Source organism: Paraliobacillus ryukyuensis, assembly GCF_003315295.1.
GTDB lineage: Bacteria > Bacillota > Bacilli > Bacillales > Amphibacillaceae > Paraliobacillus > Paraliobacillus ryukyuensis.
In genome coordinates, this window is sequence record NZ_QNRI01000002.1 from 36302 (window position 1) to 48730 (window position 12429).

The 12429-nt window shown below is 37.7% G+C and carries 8 protein-coding genes; 2 read left to right on the top strand and 6 right to left on the bottom strand.

Going from position 1 to position 12429, the window contains the following annotated elements:
* Window positions 1-61: 61 nt before the first annotated feature.
* The 5 genes from DES48_RS03540 to DES48_RS03560 all read right to left on the bottom strand — a co-directional run bounded on the left by DES48_RS03540 (window position 62) and on the right by DES48_RS03560 (window position 7389).
* Window positions 62-1426 (bottom strand): sensor histidine kinase, encoded by a 1365-nt coding sequence (locus tag DES48_RS03540; RefSeq protein ID WP_113866910.1) that lies wholly within the window; start codon window positions 1424-1426, stop codon window positions 62-64.
* The gene (locus tag DES48_RS03545; protein WP_113866913.1) at window positions 1423-2091 is read right to left on the bottom strand and encodes a response regulator transcription factor; all 669 of its coding nucleotides are present in this window, start codon (window positions 2089-2091) and stop codon (window positions 1423-1425) included. The genes DES48_RS03540 and DES48_RS03545 overlap by 4 nt, the downstream gene beginning before the upstream one ends.
* Before the next feature lie 352 nt (window positions 2092-2443).
* The gene (abc-f, locus tag DES48_RS03550; RefSeq protein WP_113866915.1) at window positions 2444-4084 is read right to left on the bottom strand and encodes a ribosomal protection-like ABC-F family protein; all 1641 of its coding nucleotides are present in this window, start codon (window positions 4082-4084) and stop codon (window positions 2444-2446) included.
* Between the two features lie 386 nt (window positions 4085-4470).
* Window positions 4471-5415, bottom strand: a complete 945-nt coding sequence (locus tag DES48_RS03555) for a glycine betaine ABC transporter substrate-binding protein (protein ID WP_113866917.1) — start codon at window positions 5413-5415, stop codon at window positions 4471-4473.
* A 546-nt stretch (window positions 5416-5961) separates the two neighbouring features.
* Window positions 5962-7389, bottom strand: a complete 1428-nt coding sequence (locus tag DES48_RS03560; protein WP_113866919.1) for an aldehyde dehydrogenase family protein — start codon at window positions 7387-7389, stop codon at window positions 5962-5964.
* 162 nt (window positions 7390-7551) lie between these two features.
* Here DES48_RS03560 and DES48_RS03565 point away from each other — a divergent pair, with 162 nt between their 5' ends.
* The gene (locus DES48_RS03565; RefSeq protein WP_113866921.1) at window positions 7552-8934 is read left to right on the top strand and encodes an amino acid permease; all 1383 of its coding nucleotides are present in this window, start codon (window positions 7552-7554) and stop codon (window positions 8932-8934) included.
* A 60-nt stretch (window positions 8935-8994) separates the two neighbouring features.
* Here DES48_RS03565 and DES48_RS03570 read toward each other — a convergent pair whose 3' ends face one another.
* A complete protein-coding gene (locus DES48_RS03570) occupies window positions 8995-10743 on the bottom strand; it encodes a methyl-accepting chemotaxis protein (RefSeq protein WP_113866923.1) in 1749 nt (582 codons plus the stop codon).
* A 930-nt stretch (window positions 10744-11673) separates the two neighbouring features.
* Between DES48_RS03570 and DES48_RS03575 the strand changes: the two genes are divergently transcribed.
* Complete coding sequence (locus DES48_RS03575) at window positions 11674-12198, top strand: VanZ family protein (protein ID WP_113866925.1); 525 nt, start codon at window positions 11674-11676, stop codon at window positions 12196-12198.
* Window positions 12199-12429: the final 231 nt, after the last annotated feature.

The following is a 12429-nucleotide window of genomic DNA, read 5'->3' on the forward strand; positions in this document are numbered from 1 at the left end:
TAGGTGGGTGAGAAGTTTAAATTTTGTTTAAAAAAGCAGAAAGAACAAAAAGTTCTTTCTGCTAATAACAATTAATAATTTTTATTGTTGTTCCATCCGCCGAAGAATCTATTTTCCATTCTAGTTCTAACCCTTTTACCATTTTATCAACAATAGATAGGCCAATTCCTGCTCCTTTGTGATCAGAGTCTTCGTTCATCCCATTTCCTTTATCCATAATAACAATGGCGTCATAACTATCGGTTGATTGGGTACACATTTTTACATACTTCCCATTAGCTGCGTGCCTTAGTACATTTTGCAACAAGTTATCATAAATTCGGTGCATCCAATTGGGATCCACAAACCACTGGTGATCGAATGGGTGCATGTCTACCTCAAATTGAAATCCTGCTTTTTCAAATGCTGGATACCATGATGCAATGTATCTGCGGGTAAAGCGGATAATATCCATCTCTTTTCGCTCTAGCTTGTATTTACTGGCCATCAGCAAGGTATAAGACATCAAATTCTCAATCAGACCATCCATATTTTGCACCGAGGCTGTTAGCGTTTGTACCGATTGCTGAACATCAAGTGGCAGTTCCTTTTTGGCTAGTTTAAATGTCTGTGCATTAATTTTTGTGAGTGGCGTGCGCAGATCATGGGATAAGTTCGCGATTAGCTCCCGACGCAGTCCCTCTTCTTCCTGTTCTCTTTCTTTACTCGTTTTTAACTCCTGTACCATTTGATTAAACGTTTGTTCAAGCTGACCAATTTCATCTTGTTTTCGAACTTGGATTTGTACTGGTAGACTGTCAACATCACGTATTTCCATCGCATCTTGTAATTGCAGGAGCCTTTTACGAATGCTGCGGAAGAATAGGAAGGAAATCACAATAAACAAAAGAACTAATACCGCGATTCCAATAACAAACACCATACCGTATTGATTGAATGTTTTCTGGCTAGGAGTGAGTAAAACCTCTCTAGGAATTTCAAAAACAATAAAACCATTCGATTCATCTTCGCCGCCAACAAAAGCAATGACAGTGAATGGATTATTGTCATAACGTGCCTTAATAAACTTTGCTGTGTAAGAAGGCGTCCATTGGGTTGGTAGATTTTCATCAACAGCTAATTGTTCTCGTAACTTCCCGTCGCCATCGACCCAAAACATAGCGGCATCCGGATAATCCGCTTTCCAATCTTTAAAAAATTGCGTGATGCTAGCTGCAGAAACATCCTGCAACTGGCTTGCTTCATCATGCCAATTCTCTTCAATTGTTGTGTATTTTGTTTCTTCTACTGTATAGTCAGTCTCCAAATTATGCGATATCCCAGTAATTAATATAACGACGATAAAGTACGCTACTTGTATGAATAACAGGGCGGCAATGATAATCAACATATATTTTGCTAATAAAGAACGGAAAAATCGTTTCATTGTTTCACCCTATACCCGATGCCACGGATCGTTTCAATAATGGTTGGTGTTGCCGGGTTTTGCTCCAATTTTTCACGAAGGAAACGAATATGTACCATCAACGTTTTATCGCCTTCCAGATAAGGCTCGCCCCATACCCCTTCATAAAGTTGTTCTTTGGTTAATATCTGATTCAAGTGGCGGATGAAAAATTGGAACAAATAAAATTGCTTCCCTGTCAACGTGATTTCTTCAGCAGTATTGGCGTTGATTATCAGCATAGATTGGGGGTAAATACGCAAATGTCCAATAGTCAGCGCAGCTTCTTCTTTTTGAAAACGTCTAAGTAGTACTTCCACCCGCGCAGCCAACTCATCGGGATGAAATGGCTTGGTTAAATAATCATCCGCAAAACTAAGTCCTTCAATTTTATCCTCTACCGCAGATCGTGCCGAAAGCATCAATACCGGTAAATCATCTAATTTTTTCTTTAATCGTTTGCCAATCGAAAAACCATCCAGCCCTGGCAACATAATATCAAGAATCGCAATATCAATGTTTGATAGATGGGTTTCTAGTTGAGCACCAGATTGAAGCCAGATCACCTCATAGCCTCGATCCGTTAAGTCCTCCGATACCCAGCTACCAATCTCTTTTTCATCCTCTATATATAAAATTCGAACCATCGTCATCCTCCTTTTATTTAACAGTAAAAAAAGGTAATATATAGTGTTATTCCTTATTTTACACTTTCTTTTGGGTAAGTGGGGTAGTGAATTTATTTGTAGAGCAAAATTAATAGAAATCTTTAGTAAGAGAGTATGAGTTTTGGTCTAAAAAGCTAATATAAGACGAAATCATAAGTAGAGGAGCAGTTATATTTTGACAAAAAACAGTATAACCTAATAGCCACAAGTAATGCCCTGTGTAGACATTAATAAACATCATTTGCCTTTAAATACTAGATAACCAAGCACAGCTCATATCATAAGCTATCCTTGGTTAAAAAAGAAGTCCAGTATGAGCTAATCGCTCAAATCAAGAAAGTTCTTTGATTATTTTCGTCAGTTCATTAAACCTGCGATCTAACGCTTCATATTCGGCATCTCCTGGTGTCATAAAACTAAGTCTTCCTAAAACATCTTGCCTTTCTGTCTCCAATGTTAAGCGTTTTTCTTCATTACGGTCAAAGATACTTGCTTGGTCTCGTGAATCCATTTGCTTCACAATTGTGTTTTTGGAAAACGTAAGCGCACGATTTGTTGTTTTATCAAGAAAGTAACGATCGTGCGACACAACTAAAAGGGTGCCATTATACTGTTCTAATGTGCTCTCTAATTGTTCACGTGAAGGTAAGTCTAAGTGATTAGTCGGTTCATCTAGAATGAGTATATCTTTTGCTTCTAACATGTATGTCATTAGCTTTAATTTCACGCGTTCGCCCATACTCATCTTGCCGATCTGTTCCGTATAGTGCGAAGCTTGAAAGCCTAAATGTCGCATCAAATTCCGTACGTGCCCTTGCGCTTGGTAGGTAGATTGTTCAAATAGTTGAGCAGGTGTTTGTGTTAACGGTAGGTCAAACACATTTTGCGTTAGATAGCCGATCGTGGCCGAAGGTGAAACCCAGATCTCACCACTAGAAGCCTCGATGTGTCCTGTGATCATCTGCAATAGAGTCGTTTTCCCACTACCATTTGGACCTTTTAGCGCAACTTTCTCGCCATGTTGTACAGTGAAAGTTACATGCTTGAATAAGCTCCTTTCCCTATATACCTTGGCTAAATCTCTCACTTCTATCAATCGTTTGCCTACTTTATCATTAGCAGTTAATGTGAAATTGACTTGATAATCATCAGCTGGTGCTTCGGCATTCACTTTCTCCAATTCTTTTTCCAAGCGTTTCTGTTTTGATTTTACTTGAGCATCCATTTTTTTCGCTTTCACTCGATAGTATTCTTTAAAACCTGCTTGTTTGGTTGATTGTGCATGAGCTGATGTGGACCAAGAAGATAGTTGCTTTATCTGCTTTTCCATCTGTGCTTTCATTTTTTGCTGTTTATCATAGGCTTGTTGCTGTTGACGTCGTTCTTTTTCTCGAAATGCTATATAGCTGGTGTAATTCCCAAGGTGTGAAATCACTTGCTTGTTCTCGATTGCCCATATTTTTGTCGCTACTTGATCTAAGAAATACCGGTCATGTGATACGAGTATAATGGTGCCCTTAAACTGTTGGATACGGTTAACCAAAAAATCAGTACTCTGTTGATCGAGATGATTGGTCGGTTCATCGAGTAACAATATGTCTACAGCTTGCGTAAATCCTTTGGCAAGACGAGCTTTTAATTTTTCCCCTCCACTCATGTTCGCAAATTCGAGCGTAGGTACATGCCATTCCTTGAGTAGGGTAGCTTCTTCTGCTGTTACCTCACCCGAAGAGTAAGAAGTCAATTCTTGTTCCACCATTCGGATATTAAGGTCCTCCCGAACATGATTAACCTGTCCATCTGTCGGTTTGAAATCACCATGTAGCATGTGTAGTAGCATTGATTTACCGGCGCCATTTTTACCAATTACTCCAATCACATCGCCTTGCTGCACATGTGTGGTGGCTTTTTCAAAAATAATCTTTCCCTCTATTTCAATCGTTATCGCTTGTAATTGCATAATTTCCTTCATGACATCTCATCCCTTCTTGGTTAGGGAGGATAAAAAAACCCTCCCAATAGATTGGAAGGATTAGTCTGCGCCTAATTTTGATACAACCAAATTAAACTACGCGTTCAACGGTATCAAACGGCAATATAGTGAAGAAGATAAAAATGGACAGACTAATCCGATTGTTTGCGATCTGAAATATACAATTTCAAATTTTAAAAAATGGGATTAGTTTTTCATTGTCCATCCATCATTCCTTTCGTTTTTATTAATCTAACTTTACCATTTTTAAGAAAAATAAACAACAGGCTTAAAAGCTCATTGGTAGAAAGTACAAAATACGCTCTTCATACAGAAAAAACTCCGCAACGCGCAGGGGCGCGTATGCGAAGTTTTTAATATACTGATTATTCAGCTGCTTCAAGGTCTTCAATAGAATCAACATCCATGTAAGTTGGTACAACTAGACCGATTTTCGCACCACTTAAGTTTTCACCTAAGTCAACAAACTGACCTTCATATTTTTCATAGAAGCTAGAGTGTGTTACTGGTAACCAAGGTGCAAGTGAAGCATCACCATCACCTGTTGCAATTGCTTCGAACATAACAGATGGATCAACTGGTGTAAGTGTCACATCATAACCTTGTTGTTCTAATACAACTTTTGCAACATTTGCAGAAGCACGTTCTGTATCCCAAGGTGTCAATACTAATTCAATTGAGTCACCATCTACAGAATCTACACCATCTGTCCATTCAGAAACTACATCACCATTGTTATCTACCCAATCTTGAGCTGCAGTTTCCAAGTCAGATTCTTGTGCATCTAACATAACTTTTTCCATATCTGCTGGATCCCAATGAAAATTGTCAAGAATCGTATAAGCTTCAGGCATGTCTTCTTCTAACCCTTGTCTGGCAATCGTACCAATGTATTCTGTTTCACCGTAAACCCCTTTAGGGTCTTCTAAGTATTTAAGGTCATACTGAGCAAACATAAAGTGTGGTGACCAACCAGTTACGACGATTGGTTCTTCATTTTCAATAGCATCGCCTAATGCAGTTAACATCGCTGCAGTAGAAGAAGTTTCTTGTTCCCACCCAGAAAGGTTTTCATATTCTTCTAAAGCTAGATCTGTTTTTTCAGTAATACCAGCACCTGGTTCAATACCTGTGATTGCATAATCGACTGCTTCACCTACATTTGTTGTTTCTGCTGCTTCGCCATCACTACTACCACTTTCAGAACCATTAGTTGTATCTTCTGTATCGTTTTGTGAACAACCGGCTGCGAATAGTGATAATGATAATCCGGTAACTATGCCAAATTTTTTCCAATTTAATGTTAACATATTGACTAAATTCCTCATTTCTTTTTTTAGTTCCATAACAAAACAGTATCATCTCTCATGAAAAGGAGATAGATAATATAAATTTATACTATAGATTTTTCATGCCAAACTCAAACTGCAAAAATACTTTATTTAGTATAAAAAATATATTCAGTTTAAATTATACAAATTGTATAGGATTATTTCTATTAGTTTCTTTCATTTCCTTCGTTTTATACCGGTTTATTCGAAATTAGTTATTTTATTTGAAATTTGTCGTGATAAAAAAGTTACTGTGGAGAGATTTTTTAATTTGCAAACAAGATGCTAGCGTATAGTTCTGTTAGTATTTTTGGTTGTGCTTATATCTTTTTAACAGGAGCCTTACTGGTATGTGGGTTATTCGAGTGTTTATTTCTAACGTATCCCAGGCATTTGTGAGCCATTTTTATTATTAGCTGTGGGACATTTGATATAAAAACGGATGGTAGATTAGGAAATTCAACTACCATCCGTTTTTATGGGTTCTCCATATAGTTTTGTAATAGCCTCATTTTTTATTAAACTTTATTTAGGTAATCCAAGAATCGTTTTTGGTTCTAAGAATTCTTCAATACCGTAATCTCCCCATTCACGTCCGATACCTGATTGTTTGAAGCCACCAAATGGGGCGCTAAAGTCAGATGCAGTATTGTTTATAGTGATTCGTCCAGCGCGAATGTTTTTGGCTACTTTACGAAGGTTATCTGGATCATTACCAACTACATAACCCGCTAGTCCATAAATCGTTGTATTAGCAAGCGCAATGGCCTCATTAATTGTCTCATAAGTGAATACGGTCATGACTGGACCAAATATTTCTTCTTGGGCGAGTGCGCCATCATGTGGCAGGTTGCCAAACATGGTGATTCTAGAGTAATACCCAGTTGTTAGTCCTTCTGGTTTACCTGTACCTCCGACAATCAAGTCACCGCCTTGATCAATCCCTTGTTGAATATAATCCTGAACTTTTTCCCATTGATCTTTGGAAACTTGTGGTCCCATAAATGTGTTTTCATCTTTTGGATCGCCAACCGGATATTCTGGTACAAGTTTTTGAACCATATCAACAAATGACTGATACATGCCTTTTGGTATGAAAATGCGTGTCCCTGTGGAACAAATTTGACCAGTATTAGAAGCGATATTGGAAATCGCCGTTCGAGCAACTGTCTCAACATCAGCATCCTCTAATACGACAATGGGTGATTTTCCACCTAACTCAAGGGCAACTTTTTTAATGTCCTTCGCACCGTTTTGCATGATCTGACTGCCGACCTTGCCAGAGCCAGTGAATGAAACAAAATCAATGTCAGGATGGTTACTAATGCCATTACCTATTGTCGAACCTTTACCATTTACTAAGTTGACGACACCTTTTGGAACACCTGCTGCATCCATTATCTCGGTTAATAATATGGAAGCAAATGGTGTATAAGATGCTGGTTTAAACACGACGGTACTACCAGAAGCTAGAGCACTTGCTAATTTTGTAGAGATTTGATTGGTTGGGAAGTTCCAAGGCGTAATTAATCCCGCAACACCAATGGCATCTTTTTGAATAAAGGAATTTTCCCGATCTTCGGTGAATTCAAAGTTACGAAGCGCATCTGCGGTTGCTTTAAAATGGTTATATCCCATTGTATATTGCACTTCTTCTGTGAAAGATAACGGAGAGCCGAGCTCCTCGATCATAATGTTAATCAGCTTGTCTTTTCGCTTCTCATATTCAGTAGCAATATTTTCTAACAATTGAATGCGTTCTTCTCTTGTTGTTTGTGCGTAATCAGGAAAAGCAGCACGAGCTGCAGCTACTGCTTTATTTAAATCATCTTCTGTCCCTGAACTTATCGCACCAATTTTTTCTTCGGTTGCTGGATTATACACATCAATGGTTTCTTCACCAGTAGAAGCAATCCATTCCCCGTTGATATATTGTTTTGTATAGTTATACATAGCAATATCCATTCCTTTCTTTATTTTGAAATTTATAGATAACATTTTCTTTATAAAAACGGTTCCCGATGTGTATATTTCTAAACATACATAGAGATAACTGCTTATGACCCAATCAAAATTGGTGAGACTATTCTTAAGCAATTTATTAGGAGAATTCATATGAAAAATCATCATTTAGTAAAACAAGCGGTTCAGCAAAAAAAGCAGAAGCAACTACAAAAAGGGAAGTCAGGGATAAGTTGGTGGCAACTTTCTTTAATTGGCATTGGTTCCATTATTGGTGCTGGCTTTTTTCTTGGGACAAGTTTATCGATTAAGACAGCTGGCCCAGCTATTCTGTTTGGTTACCTAATCGCAGGGGTAACAACGTATTTTGTCTTTAGTGCGTTAGCAGAAATGACAATTAATGACCCACAGTTAGGATCATTTCGAACCTATGCGAGAAAAGCTTATGGCCATATCGGTGGGTTCTTATCAGGTTGGATGTACTGGTTGGCTGGTGTGCTAATTATGTCGAGTGAGATTGTTGCCTTATCAACCTTTACCCAGTTTTGGTTTCCTGATGTTTCATTATGGTTATTTTCCATCATTTATACGGTATTAGGGATAGGGGTGAATCTATTAGGAGCAAAAAACTTTGGCCAAATTGAATCGATTTTTGCAGTTATAAAATTAGCAACTTTACTTGCTTTTATTGGCTTTGGTGCATTGTTTGTATTTGGAATTCTTCCATTAGAACAAACAAAGGTACTAGCAGAAACGGGTATTAGTGATTGGTTTCCGCAAGGTGTGACTGGGATGTGGAAGGGAATGATCTTCATCTTTTTCTCATTCGGTGGCATCGCAGTGGTCGGGGTTACGGCATCAGAATTGAAAAATAAAAGTGATGTAGCCAAGGCAGGAAAAGGATTGTTGGTCACTCTTGTTGCTGTATATTTCTTTTCCTTATTCTTTGTTTTTCAATTAGTGAATGGGAATACCATTGATGAAGAAGCCAGTCCGTTTGTAACTGCACTTACGGCGTTTGAAATTCCATACTTAGATGCGATATTTAATAGTATTATTATTAGTGCTGCATTTTCTACCATGGTTGGGGCATTTTTTTCCGTGACACATGTCTTGGTGGCATTGGCTAAAGACCGTGATGCACCAGCTTTTATTAAAAAAGTAAATAAACGTGGGGTAGCAACCAGAGCTTTACTTGTGACTACGCTTGCATTAGGGATTTCTATCTGTTTCTCCTTCGTCTTACCAGATGAAGTGTATGAATATGTCACGACGTCAGCTGGTGTCATGCTACTCTTAAATTGGTTCATCATTCTAGCTTCACAAGTAAAGTTACGGCCGTCTTATCAAAGTAAAACCAATACGTTTAAATTAGTTGGTTTCCCCTATACCTCGATAATTGCTATGTTGGTAATAACCATTGTGATTGGAGGGGCATTCCTAGATAGAGCCGAACGTATTGGGGTGCTAATTAGCGCGGCAATGATCGTGTTAATTATCGTTTGTTATCAACTATTTATGTGGGGGAGAGCATGATTGTAAAAAGGGAATTGGGATGAAATAGCATACATTGGGTGCATGCTATTCCATTTCTGATTACACATTAAAGTACGATATCGCCTTAGTTAAATCGACTGCATGAGCTTGTAACTCTGTCGCGTTAGAAGACACTTCTTCCAACTCATCTTTTTGATTAATCGAAGCGGATGTTGTTTGGTTAATGCCTTCAACAAATTCTTTTGATATCGTCGCAATAGTCGTGATTGCTTCATTAATACTCTTGTTGTGTGCATGCAAGCTATTGATGTGTTCTGAAATTACTTGAATCGCTTGATCGGTATCTTCTAGTTCATGTTTAATAGTAGAGAAGTTCGCGCCGGTTTCTTGAATTTGTTGCTTTCCTATTGTTACCGTTTGATACCCAGTATTTAATTCTTGATATACACTAGCGGATTCTTCTTGAACTTTTCCAATTGTCGAAGTGATTTCTGTCACCGAATCACTTACTTCTTGCGACAATTTTCTAACCTCTTGCGCAACGACAGCAAATCCTTTGCCATGTTCGCCAGCTCGTTCAGCTTCGATCGCTGCATTTAAGGATAATAAGTTCGTTTGGGATGCAATTCCTTTGATAACGTCTACTAATGTGGTAATATGCTGCAGGCGATCATCAAATGCTTTCATCTTTTGTACCGATGTATGTATAATTGCATCAATTTCTACCATCTTATCAATGGCTGTTTCCATGGTATGATTTCCTACTTGTGTAATTGATGTAATATGGGAAGAAGATTGTTTCAATTTTTCTCCTTGTTCCGTAGCATCTGCCATTTTCTGATCAAATTGTTCAATTAAATCCTTCATATCACGCGTCAAGGTATCTTGTTTTTTCGAGATTTGTAATAGCTGTTCCATGGTTGCAGCTACTTCTTCACTGGATGCGACCACTTCTGAAGCTTGTCCATTCATTTGTATACTATTGGCTTCTACGTCTTGAGAGAGTGCATTAATTTTTGTAACCATCTTGTTGATTTCTGCTCGCATCACGTCAAATGAATCAAATAATTGCCCGATCTCATCATTCCCTTCATGCGAGATCATTTGATTGGTTAAATCACCATTTGCCATTTGATTACTGAACGATACAGCTTCTTGTAATTGACCACGCAATCTTCGTCCAATCAAGTACATAATCGCACCGCTTATGAAGGTCGCTACTACAAAGGAAGCAGCTAGGATAATGAGAGCAAGAGTAACATTGGTTTGTGTTTGCGCTACTGTGTCCTCTCTTTGCTCTAAAATTAACGTTCGGATATCTGTAAGAATGCTCCAGTTTTCTTCGCGCAATGTGGATATTTCCATACGAGCATCGGTATATATTTCTTCATCACCACGAACGACAGAAGGGATGATGTCATTGGTGAATAATTGGTCCATCTTGTCATTATTCGCTTGAATCTTCGCTAATGATTCTTTTACGGTTGCATCATTTACTTGTGAAACAACGTCTTGCAGTAAATTGTCTAGTTCGGTTCGTAACTCACGATAAGATGATTTATCTTCCGCGCGCAGAAAAGTGATGTAATCTGCGATTCGTATATCTTTTTCGTGAATCAGTGATTGGATTTCTGTGACATTAACCGCCAAGTCACTATCGTGATTAATGTGGTTAACATCGCTAGTTAAATGATTGATATAAATTCCGATAAAACCAGCCGCCACTAAATATAACATAAAGCTGATCGTAGCAGCAGACATCATTTTCTGATTGATGGATTGATTTCGCCAGTGAAAATGCTGAAACACACAAAATATTCGCTCCTTAATGGTGATAAGTAATTGCATGATAATATCATCCTCCTAAAAGTAGATCATTACCAACAAAATTGTATGCCAAATGTCCTAATTTTGCTATGTTATTGGGCATTCTTTACGTATTTTTTACATAGATGAATCAGTTTCATAATTCAATATTTGATTAGCAAATACGAATGATACTACAGACTGAATGTAGCAGACTCCTTCGTTCAGTCTGCAAATGGGGTCGCTTTCCGAAGGCATCACCTGGCCCACAAGACGTAGGTCAGTTAGACGTTGTCACACGACGTGACGGTTTTAGTCTAACGTTCCTGCATTAACAAAAGTGGATCTTCGGTTGATGCGTTTCCTTCAGGATAAGGAACGCTTCGGCAGCAAATCATCGCACGAAGAAAATAGTTTTTTATTTTCGAGGAGTCTCCCCCATTTGCTTCCTTCACTTATGTGTAAAGAAAACATGTAAAAGAAATAGCCATGTAACATTCGTGTTTTATAATTGTCAATGCAATTATGAAATTCACTCAGATAGCTAAAAATTGTCACAATCAGCAGAAGTAGATGATCGTTTAGTTGTAGACGAATTGTTTATCATTTATTTCAAAAGTGTAAATAAAGGAGGAAATCATCAATAAATATAGAAAAAAATGATGTGAACCACTTTTTGAAATAAGCAAAATCAAAGGAGAGAGTCGTTATGAAAAAATTGTACATTAGGCAAAAACTATTCAGTTTAAGTGGCTCATTTACCGTCAAAGATCAGGATGAACAAGATAAGTATGTTAGCTAAGGCAGTTTTTTAAGTTCCCGAAGACATTTACCGTATAAAGATATGAATGAAAATGAAGGTGGAAAGATAACAAACAGCATATCAGGAGTTAAAACAAATAAAATATTAACAGTTTTTGTAAGGTGATAGAAGATAGAGAAAGTTACATCGATTAAAGGAAGGGGAAAACCATGTTAACTGCTATTATCAAGGGATTTTTGTTCATTGGTTTACCGGGCAGCGCACTGTATATATGTATTAAGTTAGTTACGAGAAAATTTTCTTCATTAAAGAAGGAACTAGTTGACCTAGCAATGGTATTATATGGACTAATTTTTGCTTATCTAGTTTGGTTTGATCGAGGTAGTGTGTTAGAAGAGCAATCTTACAATCTTATTCCATTTCAAACGATTACTTTTTATGTTGAGCAACTACTCCATGGTTCCATCAGGTTTTCTATCTTTTTGATCAACATGGTAGGGAATGTGGTAATAACTACCCCAATAGGATTGTGGTTAGCTTATAAGCGTTATCCGATGCACATAAGCTTGATCGCTGCGCTAGGTATTCCTGTTTTGTTAGAAGCAGGACAAATCTTTCTCCACCACATAGGTTATGTTACTCGGACTGTAGATATTGATGATTGGATATTAAATTTTGTCGGTATTGCATTTGGCTACATCATCAGTAAACGCACTATCACGGATCACCATTAATTCTTCCTCCATTTCTACATCATTGTTTCGTACGCTCCCTCCTCCTAGAAAACAATTATTTTCTCTCCTCTTCACCCTATCTACTCCACCTGTCAAACCCAAAATTCATTAACAATGTCACAATAAGGGTAATTGTCCGACCCAATAGTAAATTTATTCAATTAGATGATTACAACAAAATAAACTTATTAACAATTATCAATATTAACTTGTACGTATATGTATTTTTGT